This window comes from Affinibrenneria salicis (assembly GCF_008710095.1).
Map to the genome: position 1 here is coordinate 282,162 of NZ_VYKJ01000006.1, position 15,942 is coordinate 298,103.

Below are 15,942 nucleotides of genomic sequence, written 5' to 3' on the forward strand. Positions count from 1 at the left end.
TCAGTTCCTTTTCGCCGCGCGGCGGCGCTCAATCAGTTCGAACAGGGCGAGAACCATCAACAGGATGGCGACGGTCACCAGGGTGAAGAAGTTAGGCACGCCCAGCATGCGCGCGGCGCTCTCGCCGCCAATCGACAGAATGGAAAAGGCGAATACGAACAGCAGCGTGGCGTAGCCGTTGAAGCGGGCCAGGAAGACCAGCGGCACGACGGTCAGACTGTAGGCCGGGTTCCAGTCGGCGCGCACGTTGCCCTGAATGCCCAGCACTTCAACCGCGCCGGCCAGGCCGGCCAGCGCGGCGGAGAGCGCGAACACGGCGAGGGTCAGGCGGGTAACCGGCAAGCCGGCGTGCAGCGCCGCGCGCGGGCTGGCGCCCACCACGCGCAGCTGCAGGCCGAATGCGGTGCGCGTCATCATCAGGTGCACCGCCACGATCGTCGCGATGCCGATCAGCAGCCCGCTGGAAATATGGCTGCCGGGCAGCGGCGGCAGGCGGCTGGCGATATCGAGCGTGCGGGTCTGCGGCACGGTGGTCGTCGGATCGAGAAACACCAGTTTCACCAGTACGTTGGCGAACGAGATGCCCAGCAGGGACATCATCATGGTAGTGATGATCTCATTGATCTGGTGGCGGGCCTTAAGGATACCCGGCAGCAGCGCCCAGATCGCGCCGATCAGCATGCCGACCGTCATGCAGGCCAGCAGCGTCAGCCAGGCCGGCAGCCAGCTAATCAGCCAGGGCGCGCAGGCCGCGGCCAGCACCGCGCCGAGCACAAACTGGCCGTCGCCGCCCAGATTCCAGATACCGGCGCGGAAGGCGACGATCAGGCTGGCGGCGATCAGCAGCAGCGGCCCCATGCGGGTCAGGGTGGCCTGGATGCCGGAGGGGGTCAGCAGGCCTTTATGCACCACGTAACCGTAATAAGTCAGCGGATTGACGCCCATCAACAACAGGATGGCGCCGGTGATCATCAGCGCGATCGCGATCGGCCCGATCGAAAACGCCATCCCGCTTAGCCAGCGGGCGGCGGGCGGCCGCCGCGGCTGTATGAGATCCGCTTCGGGGGTATTGCTCTGACTGCTTGTCATGTTATTCCACTCATCAGTTTACCGACCTGCCGTCTGGCGTCGTCGCCATTGGCGACATGGCCGACGATCCGCCCCTGCGACATCACCGCGATGTTGTCGGCCAGTTCGATGATCTCTTCCAGATCGGTTGAAATCAGCAGCACGGCGATGCCGCTGTCCGCCGCCTCGCGAATGCGGCGGCGGGCGGCGATACTGTTGTGCAGATCCAGCCCCCAGGTGGGTTTGGCGAAGATGACCGCGCGGGCGCGCCCGGACAGCTCGCGCGCCAGCATCACTTTTTGGATATTGCCGCCGGATAGCGTGCCGCAGGCGGTTTCTATGCCGGGCGTGCGCACATCGAACCGCCGCACCAGTCGTCGGGCGTAAGCTGCGATGCTGGCCGATTGCTCAATGCCGCGCCGCCAGAACGGCGCTTCGCCGATCTGCTTTAGCACCATGTTCAGCGCCACGGAAAAACGGCCGACGGTGCCTTCGCCGAGCCGATCGTCGGTCACGTAGCGCAGCCCGAGCCGGCGCCGTTCGCCGGGGCTCATCGCTTCGATGGCGATGCCCTGCAGGTAAATACGCCCTGCGTTCAGCGGCCGCTGCCCGGCAAGGCATTCGGCCAGCTGTTTCTGTCCGTTGCCGTCGATGCCGGCGATGCCGAGTATTTCGCCCGGCCGGATTTTCAGCGCGACCTGAGAGACGGCGATGTCGCCTTCCGTCACGCTCAGCGACAGTATTTCCAGCAGCGGCTTGTCGCGTGAAAAATCGCGCCGGGCGGGGCGGGCGGAGGCGGCGAGGGGCGGCGGGTTCGTCGCGCCGTCGCCGTTTGCGTCAGCGGGCGCATCCAGATCGAACATTAACCCGACCACCTGACGCGTGGCGCTGGCGGTATCCAGCGTCTTCAGACGCGCCGGCGGGAGCTCGCCCACCTTGCGCCCCATCCTCAGCACGGAGATGCGGTCGCCGTAGGCCAGCGCTTCGTTCAGTTTGTGCGTAATGAATACCACCGCCAGCCCCTGCGCCACCAGACGTCGCATCAGCGCGCCCAGCTCCTGTGCGTTGTCGGGGGTCAGCATTGCGGTGGCCTCATCGAGAATCAATAAACGGCTGCCGCGCAGCAGGGCGCGCACGATTTCCGCCTGCTGCAGCTCGCCGAGCGACAGGCTGCCGGCCAGACTCATGGGATTGACGCTGACGCCGATCTGCGCCGAGACGCGGCGAATCTCATTGGCCCAGCGTTTGCGATCCGGCCGTTTCCACCAGACGGCGCCGAGCGCCAGGTTTTCCGCCACCGTCAGGCTGGGCACCATCATCGAATGCTGGAATACGGTGCCGATGCCCAGCTGTAGCGCCCGCCGGGGAGACATAATGGTTTGACGCCGGCCGTTAATCAGGATCTCGCCCTCGTCCGGCCGCAGCAGTCCGGATAGCATGCCGACCAGCGTGGACTTGCCGGCGCCGTTTTCGCCCAGCAGGACGTGCACCTCGCCGGGCCACAGATCAAGACTCACGCGCTCATTGGCCAGGATGCCCGGAAAGCGTTTTGACAGGTTGCGGATCGCCACCAGCGGTTCGGCGGCGTGATGAACATCGGTCATAAAATCCCCGGTTGATGCGTTCCGGCGCGCGCCTGTTCAACTGCCGCGCTCATTTTTATAGCCACTTGATATCAATACTCTATTCGTCACGTTCAGCGCGCGCCGCCGCTATTACCCGCCGGCGCCGGCATCGCTTGTCGTCCACGCGACGGACGGGAGGCCTTCTCAGGACGCCGTTTGTCAGCCGCCCAATAGATTATGCAGGAAGCGCGCGTCATAGTGCGGCGTCACGGTGAGTTTACCGCTGCTAATTTCATCGCTCACTGCGTTTACCTGTTGCCAGATATCCGCCGGAATATGTTTAGTCTGCAATAAACTCACGGAGCCGTCTTTTAATGACGTCGTGTAATTGCGGCTGCCGAATTTATCGGCTTTTAAATCCTGGATCATGGCGGTAAATACCGGCGTAAGATTCCAGATTACCGAACTGAGTAAATTCCCTTTATCAATACTCGATTTATCGCCGATGACGTCAATAAAGTAGACTTTGCCGCCGTCGATGGCTTTGCTGGTTTCCACCGCCTGCAGCATGCCGAAGCTGGAACCATTGCCCTGGCCGAAAACAATGTCCGCGCCCGCGGCGATCACCGAACTGGTGACGCGTTTGCCGCCGGCGGCGTCGCTGTAGGCGGCCGGGCCGATCACCGCATAGCGGATCTTAATATCGGCTTTGGTCGCCCGCGCGCCCTGGATAAAGGCGCTGGACTGGGCGTTCCATGACGGCGGCTCGCCGGAAACGACAATCCCCAGGGTGCCGGTGCGCGTCATTTTGGCCGCCAGCACGCCCGCCAGATAAGCGCCTTCGTGGCCGCTGGAGGTATAGTCGGCGACCGCTCCCTCTTTGCGCGCGTCCGGCCGGTCGGTGATGGCGACGGGGATTTGCGTCTGGGCGCCGATCTCCGGCGCGGCCATGTTGTAGCCGCTGGCGTGGGCGATCAGCAGCTGCGCGCCGTCGTCGGTCAGATCGCGCAGCGTCGGGCGCGCATCGCCATAGCCGAGATTTTCCGCCACCATTACGTCGACATTTTCCGCTTTGCCCGCCGCTCGCGCGGCGTCAATGCCCTGTTGATTCCAGCCGAAATCCGTTCCCTGCTCCGGGGTTAAAATCGCAATGGATTTCACTTCGGCGGCCTGCGCCGAACTGCATAATGCCGCCAAAAGTGTTATCGTTCCCGCATATTTCAGTGCGCGCTTTATCACCATGTTCACCCTGTATCGATTCATCATTAACTTTGATTCGGAAAAATTTTTGCTGTGGCGTCGCCAGCCTGCGCGTGGCTGTTTGCGGAGTGATTTATGAAAGCCTTACCATCATTTTTATTCCTTATGTTAATTAACTGTACGGCGGCTATCGCAACAGAAAATAGTGAAACCGGACGGGGAACATGGGGATTGAGCATTATTCCGGTCACGCTGACGAACAGCGGGAATAGCCCGTTGACTTGTTCTGCTTCTACTGCACATTGGTATTCTGTGGCACTGGGCGATATTCAGCAAGGAAAAACCCTGCGCTTTAATCTGTGGAAAAACAGCGCGACGGGCGAAGTCTTTGTGCTGAATGCGCACCAGGATCGGATGCCGGTGCAGAGCCTGTGGTGCGGGGAAAGCCGCGACGCCTATAACTCCCGCCGGCAACTGGCGCTGCCGGATCGGCGGGGCCGCGCGCCGCGACCGATCACGCTGCGCTGCGCGGCCGGCGCGCAGCGCGTTAACTGCCGGCCCGCCTCTGATCCGGCGGGCTGAACCTCATTTCCGGCGTTGGGCTTCCGTCGCCGCGTTTTTTTTCCGGGCGCGCGGCGTCAGAACCACTGGCCGAAGCGGCGAATATAGGCGAGTTTCACCAACTGGGCGACCGTGCAATAGCCGATTAGCGTGGCGGCCAGCCACGGGAAGTAGGCCCAGGGCAAAGACTGTAGTCCGATCAGGGGGCCCAGCGGCGAAAACGGCAGATAAATCCCCAGCGCCATCACCAGTCCGGTCGTCAGCATCACCGGCAGCGCGGCCGTGCTCTGGATGAACGGGATCTTGCGGGTGCGCAGCATGTGCACCACCAGCGTCTGCGACAGCAATCCTTCCACAAACCAGCCGGACTGGAACAGCGCCTGGTGTTCCACGCTGTTGGCGGCGAATACAAACCACATCAGCGCGTAGGTGGTGATATCAAAAATAGAGGAGGTCGGGCCGATCCAAATCATAAAACGACCGATGTTTTTGGCGTCCCATTTGCGCGGCTTACGTAAAAACGCCTTGTCCATTTTGTCCCACGGCAGCGATAGCTGCGAGATGTCGTACATCAGGTTCTGAATCAGCAGATGGATCGCCAACATCGGCAGAAAGGGAATAAAGGCGCTGGCGACCAGCACCGAGAACACGTTGCCGAAGTTGGAGCTGGCGGTCATATTCAGATATTTAATGATGTTGCCGAAGGTTTCGCGTCCTTTTATCACCCCCTGTTCCAGCACCAACAGGTTCTTTTCCAGCAGGATGATATCCGCCGATTCTTTGGCGATATCGGTGCCGGTATCGACGGAAATACCGATATCGGCGTCGCGCAGCGCCGGGGCGTCGTTGAGGCCGTCGCCCAGGAAGCCAACGGTATGATCCCCGGCCTGCAGCGCTTTGAGTACGCGTGATTTTTGCAACGGCGTCAGGCGGCAGAATACCGTACGTTGTTCGACCAGCCCGGCGAGTCGTTCGTCGCTCAGCGTGTCGAGCTGCGCGCCGCACAATGGTTCGCCGGGCTCCAGGCCGACATCGCGGCAGATTTTGCTGGTGATGACCGGATTGTCGCCGGTCAGGACTTTCACCGTCACGCCGTTTTCATGCAGCGCGCGGATCGCCGCCGCGGCGCTCTCTTTCGGCGGATCGAGGAAGGTCAACAGGCCGTGGATCACCAGATTGCGTTCGTCGCTGACGCGTAATGGCCGCGCGATCTCGGCCGGCTGCCGTTCGCGCGCGCCGATCATCAGGACGCGAAAGCCTTGCTGGTTGTAGCGTTGCGCCAGCGTATGCAGCGCAGTCCGGCGCGCCGGGTCCAGCGGCGCCGGCCGGCCGTTTTCGCAGATGTGCGTGGCGATCGCCAGCATCTCTTCCACGGCGCCTTTACAGATTAGCCGCTGGCGATTGTCTTCGTCCGCCAGCACGATGGACAGACGTCGGCGGATAAAATCAAACGGCAGCTCGTCGATTTTGCGATAGCGTTTCAGCGCGGCGATGGCCGGCTTATTCCGGCCGAAGCGCATGATCGCCTTATCCATCAGGTTTTTCATACCGCTCTGGTACGCGCTGTTTAGCCAGGCCAGCTGCAGTACGCTCTCGTCGTTGCGACCGTGAATATCAAGATGGTGTTCAAGGATGATGCGGTCCTGCGTCAGGGTGCCGGTTTTATCGGTGCAGAGGATGTCCATGGCGCCAAAATTCTGGATGGCGTTCAGCCGTTTCACCACCACTTTGCGGCGCGACATGGCGATCGCGCCTTTCGCCAGGTTGGAAGAGACGATCATCGGCAGCATTTCCGGCGTTAAGCCGACGGCCACCGCCAGCGCGAACAGGCTGGCCTCCATCCAGTCTCCTTTGGTAAAGCCGTTGATCAGCAACACGATCGGCACCATCACCGCCATAAAGCGGATCAGCAGCCAGCTAACGCTGCTGACTCCGCGATCGAACGCGGTCTGCGCGCGGGCGCCGACGATGGATTTCGCCAGCGAGCCGAACCAGGTATGGCTGCCGGTAGCCACCACGACGGCGGTGGCCGTGCCGCTGGATACGCTGGTGCCCATCAGGCACACTCCCGACAGCGCCAGCAGATCCTGTTCGCCGATCTGATGCGTTTGCGCGTCTTTGGCGCGGATGTCGCCGAGCAGGTCATATTTTTCCACCGGCAGCGATTCGCCGGTCAGCGCCGCCTGGCTGACGAACAGATCCCGCGAGGCGATCAGCCGCACGTCGGCCGGTACGATATCGCCGGCGGAGAGGTACAGAATGTCGCCGGGCACCAACTGCTGCAGCGGGACCTCCTGCTGTGCGGGCGCGGCGTTATCGGCGGCGCGGCGCAGCACGGTGGCGGTGGTGCGCACCATCGACTTCAGCGCTTCGGCGGCTTTGTTGGTGCGGTATTCCTGCCAGAAACGCAGCAGACCGCTCAGGCCGACCATCACCACCATGATTGTGATGCCGGCCAGCGAGGTTTGTTCGTTTTGCAGCCGCGGCAGCCAGTAATCGGTCATAAAGCTGATGGCCGCCAGCACGATCAGCACATAAATGAACGGATTGTTAAAGGCGGCGAGCAGTTGCAGCAGCGCGTGCGGCGCTTGTTCATGCGCCACCCGGTTTTCGCCATAGGTTTGCAGGCGTTCGGCGACGTCGTCCCCGGTTAAACCATACCGATGGGTATTCAGATTTGCCAGCGTCTGATCCAGGCTGTTTTGCGCCTCGCGGGCGATGGCGAAAGCGGGCGCCGTTTTCGGTTGCCCGGCGCGGCGCGGCACGTTCTGATTAGTCATGTTGGTCATGTTCATATTCTCTTTTGCTCTGTCCGCCGCGCAGGGGCGCGCATCCCGGTTTTCCCGGGGCGTAAGCGGGCTGCGCCCAACCGCTTCCAGGGCGTGGAAAGACGCAGGCGGCCGAGTTTTCAGCGCCGGGCTGATTCCGTGAGCGGGGCGGCAACGTCGATCCGTAAATGCGGATCACCGGGTGCGGCCGACACTCCCGCCATCTGAAAGATGAAGGGGATAAAAATGATTAAGCGTTACGGGCGGGAGAAGAGGAACGGAAGGTGTGTACTCGTTATACTTCAAGCTACGGGCGCGTTGGCTCCCCTGTCGCTCGAATGATCTGGAGTAAACGGCGTGGATCTTGTTCCCTTATGCCGCCCGGCGCGGTTTACCGGATATTCGGGGGTTATCGTCCATGTGGTCTCCTTGTCAGATGCACTGCGGGCGTAAACGCCGCGCGACGCGATTATCAGTAAGGGGATGCAACAGTCCGTAAAGGTGGAGTGATGCTGCCCGCCAGAACCGGCAAGCAACAGATCGGAAATGATGAGTCAGCTTGCCCGTGATCGAATGCAAAAATCGACCTGAGTATAAAAACCGGGATTGTCCAAAAGGGTCTCCGCTAAGTTGACGAGCCTGAACTATAAAGACGCCATGTCGGCCTGTAAACCCGGTTTCTAAACCCTGGCTAAACGCCCGGACTGAAAAATTTTCGCCGGCCGCGCAGGGGCCGGCCGTATGTTTTTGCCGCCGCCTATCCTGCGCGGCACTCTCGCGCGGGATTTCCCGGCATGAGCCGAATCGTTACGCGCAGGCAACGCAACTGTAAGCAGAAATCTATTATCCGACGTGCGGAATTGAGTGACATCAACGTTTCGGTAACCGGAACAGGGCAGGATATAGCGCCTGACGCAGTCGCTATAAATTGTCCGGCGAGATAATTATTGCCGATTTTTTATCCGTTAGAACAACAAAAATTAAATAAACAGGGAAAACGGCGCGGCAAATCATCCAGAATATTATATAAATATAAGTAAAATTTTTATTATCTAATAAAATTAATTTTGGATAGTGTGGCGGTATTTTATTATCCTGGCCCATTTTGTCTATCGCTCATTTTGATGGCGCGGCGCTACTGATTACATTAATTAAATACTAACGTAGCGTAACGATTGATAATCATTTATTGGCTGCGCGAATGTTCCTGGTTTGCTGACATCAACGTTGTTAATACATAATCAAAAACGATTATCAGTCTGTTTTATGAATTTTTTGTTTACCGTATGAAGTTTTCTTTTCTTATTGAATGTGTAGACAAACAACAATTGAAATAACTCATTATTTTTTAGGGAAAAATAGCTGTTTATTTGTGATTTATCCTATTTGCATTATCAGTTTTTTATAGAAAATGCGCTAAAACTCTTGAGTTAATTAGTCGGTATGCCTTAAGATTATTCTCATTTCTTGTGGTTCCTGGATAAGAAAAACTTTTCATTCACTGAGTTATTTTTCTGACAAGTTGATGACGTCTGGCTTGCTTATGTTTGCCGGGGGTGATCGGTCGTGCGTGGGTGTTTATTTAATATTAAATTTTAAGGAATGAAAAATGATGCGTAAATTATTTAAGTCATTGCAGAAGGATGAACGCGGCGTCTCCGCCCTGGAATACGCCATTCTGGCCGGTGTAATTGTCGTGGTTGTGGTAACCGGGGTTACTGGATTCAAGGACCAAATCAGTTCGCTGTTTACGAATGCCGGTTCATCGATTAGCAAAGCGGTAGAAGCTTCAAAGTAAAATAATTAATGCCCTTTTTTACGCCCATTATTATTGCGCTGTTAATCGTCCTGTTCGGACTATTAATCCGTGCCGATTTGACCCGGCGTTGTTTACCTAATCGCTGGGTGGGCTATTACGCTCTGCTGTTTCCCGCTTACGCCTCGAGTCAGGGGATGAGCGGGGGAGAGTTCGCCGCCCACTGCCTGGTGGGGGCGCTGGCCTTTCTGTTCCTGCTGCTGCCGTTTTTGCGCGGCGGCGCCGGCGGCGGCGATGTCAAATTGGGCACGGTAGTGATGATGTGGGCGGGGCCGCATGCCGCGGCCTCCGTACTGGTGGCGATTGGTCTGGTCGGCGCGCTGATCGGAATAGCTGGCTGGCTGGCGGACCGTTTGACGACTAAGCGGCCGCCGGCCGCGTCAGCGGCGCGCGCGGAGCAGCCGGGCTTGTCGCCCGGTTACCTTCTGTCGGCCCGGCGCGGGGTGCCCTATGGCGTCGCGCTGGTAGCCGGCGGAATAACGGCGCTGCTCAGCCAGGGGCTGTTGTCTTAGCCCTGCCATCCGCAAGAAATTTTTCAACGACAGGTCGCTTTTTTCAGCCATCTGATCATCGAGCCGGGAGTCGCCTGTTGATGTCTTCAGTCTTGAAATTTGCCTTAATTCTGCTGGCCGCGGCGCTGCTGGCCGTCGTTGCGCGTCTGTGGTTCGTCAGCAGTCAGAGCATCGCGCCGCCGCCGGCCCAGGTTGTGCAGGTGCGGGTCGCGGCGGCGGCGCTGCCGGCCGGATTGCTGCTGCGCGAAGGGGATATGAACTGGCAAGCCTGGCCTGACGGCAAAGAGCCGCAGGGCGCGCTGCGCGAGGGGCGCGACGAGGCCAAATTAAGCGGCGCGCTGTTGCGCAAGCCGATAGCCGCGGGAGAGCCGATTTTGGCCGGCGACATTATTCGCTCCGACGCGCCCGGTTTTCTGGCCGCGGTATTAAAGCCGGGCATGCGGGCCGTTTCGGTGCCGGTGGATGACGTGTCCGGCAACGCGGGGCTGATTCAGCCGGGGGATTTCGTCGATATCATTCTGACCCAGCGGATGCGCCAGGAAGAGAATAATCATAACCGCGATACGCGCCTGGTGGTGAGTGAAACGGTGGTGGAACGGGCGCGGATTATCGCCGTCGGCTCCAGCATCCAGCGCCAGACGGAAGAGAGCGGCAAGGCGAATCGCGCCAGAACGGTCACCATTGAGGTGGCGCCGCGCGCCGCCGAAGCGGTGACGGTGGCGGCGCAGCTGGGCAACCTGTCCATGGCGCTGCGCAGTTTCGCGCGGGAAGACCGGGAGGAGGGCAATCATGACGCGGCGTCCGGCGCGACCGCCTCGGTCGTCGCGTGGGACAGCGCCCGCGGGGAGGCGTCGCGCCCGGTATGGGGCAATGATGTTTCGCGCGCGCTGGAGGGCGAGAAACGTGCGGACGCCGCCGCGGAAGGAACCATCGGCCCGCAAAGATCACGTCGGGTGATCATTCTGCGGGGCAGTCAACGTCAGGAACAGGAATTTAACACCTATGCTCGCTAAGATTTCATGGCCAGGATTGGCGCTAGCGCTGGCCGCTTTATGTATGACGGCCGGCGCGGCGGGCGCGGCGCAGACGATGGCGCTGGCGGTCGGTCAGGGCGAACTGCTGCGCGTATCGGGCCAGATGGAGTCGGTGTTCGTGGCCGACCCGGAGATCGCCGATGTTCAGTCGCCGGCGCCGGGCGCGGTGCTGGTGCTGGGTAAGCGGGTGGGCACCACCTCGCTATACGCGCTGGATGGCGCCGGCAAACAGCTGTTGCAGCGCACGGTGGTGGTGCGCCATAACCTGGCCGAGATTCAGACGACGCTGCGCCAGCGTTTTCCGGCGCTGCGTCTGTCGCTGACCTCGTCGCCAGGCACCATTATGGTGGCCGGTTCGGTGCCCAACGCCGAAACGGCGGAGGCCATCAGCCAGACCGTTCGCCCCTGGCTGAACGACAAGGAACAGTTGCTCAACCAAATGTCGATAGCCAGTCCGGTGCAGGTGCATCTGCGGGTGCGGGTCACCGAAGTGTCGCGCGCGGTCACTCAGCAGTTCGGCGTCAACTGGGAAGCCATTACCAGCAAACCGGGTAATTTCTTGCTCGGGCTGGGCGGTACGCGCAACTTCGCCACCACCGCCTCGGGCGTGACCAATTACACCACGCAGTCCGGCTCTTACGGCATCATCGGCGGATTCAAATCGGGCAGCACTTCGATCGACACCATGATCGACGCGCTGGATAAAGAAGGGTTGATTAGCATCCTGGCCGAACCGAACCTGACCGCGGTGTCCGGCCAAACCGCCAGCTTCCTGGCGGGCGGCGAGTTTCCGGTGCCGGTGCGTCAGGAGTCGGAAACCACCACCATCGAGTTCAAACCTTTCGGCGTCGCGCTCGATTTCACTCCCACCGTGCTGTCCGACGATCGCATCAGCCTCAAAGTGCGGCCGGAGATTAGCGAGATCGACGCCAACAGCAGCATCACGATCGACGGGCTGACCATCCCCGGCATCTCCGTGCGGCGGGTGGAAACCACGGTTGAATTGGGCAGCGGGCAGAGTTTCGCCATCGGCGGCCTGCTGCAAAACAACGTCAGAGACGTGTTGTCGAAAGTGCCCGGCCTGGGGTCTATTCCGGTGCTGGGCAAGTTGTTTTCCTCTTCGGATTATCAAAACAGTAAAAGCGAGCTGGTGGTGATCGTCACGCCGTATCTGGTTCGCCCGGCCGCCGCCGGCCAGATGGCGACGCCGCTGGACAGCATGCGCGCCAGTTCCGATATCGAATACATGCTGCATAAAAAGATCGGCTTTGATCCGCTGCAGAGCAAGGTTCCACGCCTGACGGGCGCAGCCGGCTTTGTTTATTGACGACCCGCGATCCGAATAACTACGGGAGAGTGATGATGAGAGTAACCGGGCTGGGACGATGCCTCGTTTGGCTGGCGGCCGGCGGCGCGCTGACGCTGCTGACCGGCTGTGGACGCGGGTGGCAACGGGATGTCGACGGTATGCCGGATGTTTCGTCCATCCGCTTACAGCAGCAGGGGACTCAGTGGGTCGCGCAGCCGCCGGATTGCGCGTCTCTGCTGCAGCCGCAGCGCGACTGGCGCGATAACGATCGCTGGCGTATTGCGTTCGGCTGCGCCACCTATACCAACCTGGCGGTGAGTCTGGCGCGCCCGCAGGATTTGGCCGCGCCGCAGCCGTACCGCGCTATGCAGGCGGATGCGGCGGGGTTGGCGGTAAAGCGCTATCGCGACAACCAGGTTGAACCGCTGCGGGAAACCCATTCCACGAAAAAAGTGAGTGAGTGACCATGAGTGTTCTGGGCGATAAAGATCGCAGTGAATTACGCGCGGTGACCTTCGCGGCCTTTGTGCAGGACGCCGACAGCAAGGAGTCTCTGACGCGCTTTCTGAAGGCCAGCACCGTCAACGACTGCCGGGTTGAGCGCGGCAATATCGACGACGCCATCGCCTGGCTGAAAAAGGTCGGCCGTTCGCCTCAGCGCCTGCTGGTCGATATCGCCGGCTCCAGCGGGCCGCTGGATGAGCTGGATCGGCTGGCCAACGCCTGCGAACCTTCGGTGCAGGTTTATGTCGTCGGCGATCGCAACGATATCGGGCTGTATCGCAACCTGCTGCAGCGCGGCGTGCAGGACTATCTGGTGAAGCCGCTGGGCACCGAGTTGCTGCGTCGCGTGCTGGATGAGGACGATCACAATCCGGTGCGGCAGCGCCGGCTGGGCAAGGCGATCGCGGTGGTCGGCACGCGCGGCGGCGTCGGCACCACCAGCGTGGCGGTGCATTTGGCCCGCGCGCTGTCCGCCGGCGGCGCCCACCGGCGCGTCGCCTATATCGACCTCGATTTCTATGGCGGCAGCGGCACCAGCATGCTCGGCCTGTCGGGCGGCAACTCGCTGGTGGAGATTATGGGCAACGTCAGCCGGCTGGACCCGCAGTACCTGGAACGCACCCTGACCACGGCGGATAACCGGCTGTATGCTCTCGGCGCCGAGCTGGACTATATGGATCCGTTCGAGGCCAGCGAAGGCGTACTGGGCGAACTGCTGACCACGTTGAGCCAGCATTTTCACTATGTGGTGCTGGATGTGCCGCAGCGCGGCGGCGCCCTGGCGTCCGAGGCGTTTCTGCACGCCAGCCTGGCCTGCGTGGTGACGGAGCCGTCGGTATATTCGGCGCGTACGCTGGTCAGACTGGCGCGCCATATCGAAGCCCACCCCAATCCGGCCACCGTGTACAGCATTGTGAATCAGACGCAGCCGCTCAACCGCAACAAAGTGAATATTAACGACTTTATGAAAACGGTGGATCTGCCGGTGGCGGTGCACATCGGCTATGACGCGCAGGCGCTGTCGCTGGCGGAAAATCTGGCTCAGGCGCTGCCCGAACGCGGCGAGTTCGCGCGCGGCATCAAACAGCTGGCCGGCATCCTGACCGGCGAGGCGCAAAGTAAACCGAAAACGGCGTGGTGGCCAGCGCTGCGCAGAGGGAAAACGGCATGAGTTTCGGTCGCAAACCCGTCAGATCGGCCACGCCGTTCAGCCTCGCGCCATCGCCTGAAACGCCGGCGACGGAGCCGCGCGAGCGACCAAATAGCGCGCCGGCGGCCGCTCCGTCGCCAGCTCCGGTAGCGGCAACGGATATGACGCCGGAAAATGCGTCGGCGTCGTATCGACTGCCCGGCGTGGAAGATTCGGTGGTGCGTTCCGACCACTATGCCCGTATCCGACAAACCGTGTTCGCCACGATAGACGTCTCCAGCGCGCTACAGCGTTCGCGGGACGAGGTGCGGCTCGACGTGGAGGCGATCATTGAGGAAACGGTGGTCGCCGAAGGCATGCCGGTGACGCAGACCGAACAGCGGCTGATGGGGCAGGAGATCCTCAATGACATGTTCGGGATCGGGCCGATCGAACCGCTGCTGCAGGACGATACGGTTTCCGACATCATGGTGAACGGTCCGGATCAGATCTACGTCGAACGTTTCGGCAAGCTGGAGCTGACGCCGCTTAAGTTCCGCGATAACGCGCATGTGATCAGCGTCGCCCAACGCATCGCTTCCTCGGTGGGGCGGCGGGTGGATGAAAGCAGCCCGATGGTGGATGCCCGCCTGACCGACGGCAGCCGCGTGAACGTCATTTTACCGCCGCTGGCGATCGACGGCGCGTCGATCTCGATCCGTAAATTCTCGCGCAAGAACCTGACGCTGCAGCGCATGGCCGCGAGGGGCAGTCTGTCGCCCGCGATGGCCCGGGTGCTGGAAATCGCAGCGGCCAGCCGGCTGAACATTCTTATTTCCGGCGGTACCGGATCGGGCAAGACCACGCTGCTCAACGCGCTGTCGCGTTTTATCTCCACTTCCGAACGTATCATTACCGTTGAGGATGCGGCGGAGCTGCAGCTACAGCAGCCGCACGTCCTGAGACTGGAAACGCGGCCGGCGAACCTGGAGGGCACCGGCAAGATCACCCAGGGCGATCTGGTGCGCAACGCGCTGCGTATGCGGCCGGACAGGATCATTCTGGGGGAAACCCGCGGGCTGGAAGCGCTGGATGTGCTGCAGGCGATGAATACCGGCCACGACGGTTCGATGACCACCCTGCACGCCAATAATCCGCGCGATGCGCTGATCCGGCTGGAAAGCATGGTGCTGATGGCCAACGGCAATTTGCCGCTCTATTCCATCCGCCGGCAGATCGCCAGCGCGGTACATATGATCGTGCAGGTGGAGCGTATGCGCGACGGCACCCGGCGCATCACCAGCATCGCCGAACTGGCCGGCATGGAGGGCGACGTAATCGTGATGCAGGAGCTGTTTCGCTTTAATTATGACGCCAGCGCTTACGACGACGAGGTGAAGGGCACCTACGACAGCAGCAATATGCGGCCGATTTTCGCCGAGCGCGCGCGCTATTTCGGCATGGAAACGGCGCTGCTGGAGGCGGTGCATCCATGAATCAGGCCGATATCATCATGATCGCGAGCTTCGTCGCCGTGGTATTGGCCGGGCTGGCGCTGATGGTATTGCATGATGTGCTGCGCCATCGCGCGGCGGCGCGTATCCGGCTGCGGCTGAAAAGCGTCACCGGCGCGTCGCATAACGCGTCGCGGCAGAAAATCCTGCAGGAGCTGGAGCGCGCTCAGGCGGAAGCGCGTCAGCGTCGGCGGCGCGAAGCGATGGGCACCCTGGGCTACTATTTCAACCGGCTGGATACCGTCGCCGGGCGTCAGGGCAACCGTCTTCTGAGCGGCAGCGTGCTGGGGACTCTGGCGCTGGCCGTCGCGCTGCTGTTTCTCGGTTTTCTGCCCATAACCTGGTGGAGCATTCCCGCGGCGCTGTTGCTGGCGCCGCTGGCGGTTGCGGTCTTGCTTTATCGTAAACAGGTGGATCGTTTTCAGGTCAGCTTCCTCAACCAGCTGTCGGACGCGATGGATATGATTACCCGCGCCAGTCAGGCCGGGATTCCGATCACGCAATCCATCCGCAATGTCGGCGAACACTTCAGCGCGCCGCTCGGCCCGGAGTTTCGCCGCATGGGCGACAGTCTGCTGCTGGGCAACGATATTCAGGATGTAATGGATGACGCGGTACTGCGCGTGGAACTGCCCGATTTCGCTTTTTTCGCCGTATGTCTGGCGCTGCAGCGCGATACCGGCGGCTCGCTGGTGGAGGCGCTGGATAATCTGGCCGCCATTATTCGCGCCCGGCGCGATCTGCGCCTGAAAACCAAAGCGATGACGGCGGAAGGACGTTTGTCCGGCCTGATCCTGGCGGCCTTGCCGTTTTTTATCACCGGCGCGCTGTTTGCGCTCAGTCCGGACTATATCGGCGTGCTGTTTGAAACGCCCACCGGGCAAAAGATGCTGTGGGCGGCGGGCATTATGCTGCTGCTCGGCGTGTTGTTGATCCGCAAAATAGCCAGCATGGAGGTTTGA

The 15,942-nt window shown here is 60.9% G+C and carries 13 protein-coding genes; 9 read left to right on the top strand and 4 right to left on the bottom strand.

Annotated elements, in window-relative coordinates:
• The 3 genes from FJU30_RS14015 to FJU30_RS14025 form a co-directional block, all read right to left on the bottom strand.
• Positions 1–1,089, bottom strand: coding sequence for a putative B6 ABC transporter permease subunit 2 (locus tag FJU30_RS14015; RefSeq protein WP_150435585.1), 1,089 nt, complete (start codon positions 1,087–1,089; stop codon positions 1–3).
• Entirely contained in the window at positions 1,086–2,672 is a 1,587-nt protein-coding gene (locus tag FJU30_RS14020) for a putative B6 ABC transporter ATP-binding protein (protein ID WP_150435586.1), read from the bottom strand. Before FJU30_RS14020 ends, FJU30_RS14015 begins: the two co-directional genes overlap by 4 nt.
• A gap of 180 nt (positions 2,673–2,852) precedes the next feature.
• On the bottom strand, positions 2,853–3,830 hold the full coding sequence (locus FJU30_RS14025; protein ID WP_223881584.1) for a putative B6 ABC transporter substrate-binding protein: 978 nt from the start codon (positions 3,828–3,830) through the stop codon (positions 2,853–2,855).
• A gap of 315 nt (positions 3,831–4,145) precedes the next feature.
• On the opposite strand from FJU30_RS14025, the gene FJU30_RS14030 reads away from it, so the two are divergent.
• Positions 4,146–4,415, top strand: coding sequence for a hypothetical protein (locus tag FJU30_RS14030; RefSeq protein ID WP_150435588.1), 270 nt, complete (start codon positions 4,146–4,148; stop codon positions 4,413–4,415).
• Positions 4,416–4,471: 56 nt separating this feature from the next.
• Here the strand turns inward: FJU30_RS14030 and mgtA are convergent, their stop codons facing one another.
• Entirely contained in the window at positions 4,472–7,174 is a 2,703-nt protein-coding gene (gene mgtA, locus FJU30_RS14035) for a magnesium-translocating P-type ATPase (RefSeq protein WP_223881589.1), read from the bottom strand.
• Between the two features lie 1,597 nt (positions 7,175–8,771).
• On the opposite strand from mgtA, the gene FJU30_RS14040 reads away from it, so the two are divergent.
• The 8 genes from FJU30_RS14040 to FJU30_RS14075 all read left to right on the top strand — a co-directional run bounded on the left by FJU30_RS14040 (position 8,772) and on the right by FJU30_RS14075 (position 15,942).
• Positions 8,772–8,960 carry a Flp family type IVb pilin gene (locus FJU30_RS14040; RefSeq protein ID WP_223881585.1) on the top strand — a complete coding sequence of 63 codons (189 nt, stop codon included), beginning with the start codon at positions 8,772–8,774 and terminating at the stop codon, positions 8,958–8,960.
• Between the two features lie 8 nt (positions 8,961–8,968).
• Positions 8,969–9,490: an A24 family peptidase gene (locus FJU30_RS14045; protein WP_150435590.1), complete on the top strand. Its 522-nt coding sequence runs from the start codon at positions 8,969–8,971 to the stop codon at positions 9,488–9,490.
• 80 nt (positions 9,491–9,570) lie between these two features.
• Positions 9,571–10,503 carry a Flp pilus assembly protein CpaB gene (gene cpaB, locus FJU30_RS14050; protein ID WP_150435591.1) on the top strand — a complete coding sequence of 311 codons (933 nt, stop codon included), beginning with the start codon at positions 9,571–9,573 and terminating at the stop codon, positions 10,501–10,503.
• On the top strand, positions 10,493–11,851 hold the full coding sequence (locus FJU30_RS14055; RefSeq protein WP_150435592.1) for a type II and III secretion system protein family protein: 1,359 nt from the start codon (positions 10,493–10,495) through the stop codon (positions 11,849–11,851). Before cpaB ends, FJU30_RS14055 begins: the two co-directional genes overlap by 11 nt.
• A 32-nt stretch (positions 11,852–11,883) precedes the next feature.
• On the top strand, positions 11,884–12,297 hold the full coding sequence (locus tag FJU30_RS14060; RefSeq protein WP_223881586.1) for a CpaD family pilus assembly lipoprotein: 414 nt from the start codon (positions 11,884–11,886) through the stop codon (positions 12,295–12,297).
• Between the two features lie 2 nt (positions 12,298–12,299).
• Positions 12,300–13,508, top strand: a complete 1,209-nt coding sequence (locus FJU30_RS14065; RefSeq protein WP_150435593.1) for an AAA family ATPase — start codon at positions 12,300–12,302, stop codon at positions 13,506–13,508.
• The gene (locus FJU30_RS14070; RefSeq protein WP_150435594.1) at positions 13,505–14,962 is read left to right on the top strand and encodes a CpaF family protein; all 1,458 of its coding nucleotides are present in this window, start codon (positions 13,505–13,507) and stop codon (positions 14,960–14,962) included. Before FJU30_RS14065 ends, FJU30_RS14070 begins: the two co-directional genes overlap by 4 nt.
• A complete protein-coding gene (locus FJU30_RS14075) occupies positions 14,959–15,942 on the top strand; it encodes a type II secretion system F family protein (protein WP_150435595.1) in 984 nt (327 codons plus the stop codon). The genes FJU30_RS14070 and FJU30_RS14075 overlap by 4 nt, the downstream gene beginning before the upstream one ends.

What these genes read in the sequence shown, in the direction of transcription:
- FJU30_RS14015 (WP_150435585.1), bottom strand. Translation starts at nt 1,089, where the DNA reads ATGACAAGCAGTCAGAGCAATACCCCCGAAGCGGATCTCATACAGCCG.
- FJU30_RS14020 (WP_150435586.1), bottom strand. Translation starts at nt 2,672, where the DNA reads ATGACCGATGTTCATCACGCCGCCGAACCGCTGGTGGCGATCCGCAAC.
- mgtA (WP_223881589.1), bottom strand. Translation starts at nt 7,174, where the DNA reads ATGACTAATCAGAACGTGCCGCGCCGCGCCGGGCAACCGAAAACGGCG.
- FJU30_RS14040 (WP_223881585.1), top strand. Translation starts at nt 8,772, where the DNA reads ATGATGCGTAAATTATTTAAGTCATTGCAGAAGGATGAACGCGGCGTC.
- FJU30_RS14045 (WP_150435590.1), top strand. Translation starts at nt 8,969, where the DNA reads ATGCCCTTTTTTACGCCCATTATTATTGCGCTGTTAATCGTCCTGTTC.
- cpaB (WP_150435591.1), top strand. Translation starts at nt 9,571, where the DNA reads ATGTCTTCAGTCTTGAAATTTGCCTTAATTCTGCTGGCCGCGGCGCTG.
- FJU30_RS14055 (WP_150435592.1), top strand. Translation starts at nt 10,493, where the DNA reads ATGCTCGCTAAGATTTCATGGCCAGGATTGGCGCTAGCGCTGGCCGCT.
- FJU30_RS14060 (WP_223881586.1), top strand. Translation starts at nt 11,884, where the DNA reads ATGATGAGAGTAACCGGGCTGGGACGATGCCTCGTTTGGCTGGCGGCC.
- FJU30_RS14065 (WP_150435593.1), top strand. Translation starts at nt 12,300, where the DNA reads ATGAGTGTTCTGGGCGATAAAGATCGCAGTGAATTACGCGCGGTGACC.
- FJU30_RS14070 (WP_150435594.1), top strand. Translation starts at nt 13,505, where the DNA reads ATGAGTTTCGGTCGCAAACCCGTCAGATCGGCCACGCCGTTCAGCCTC.
- FJU30_RS14075 (WP_150435595.1), top strand. Translation starts at nt 14,959, where the DNA reads ATGAATCAGGCCGATATCATCATGATCGCGAGCTTCGTCGCCGTGGTA.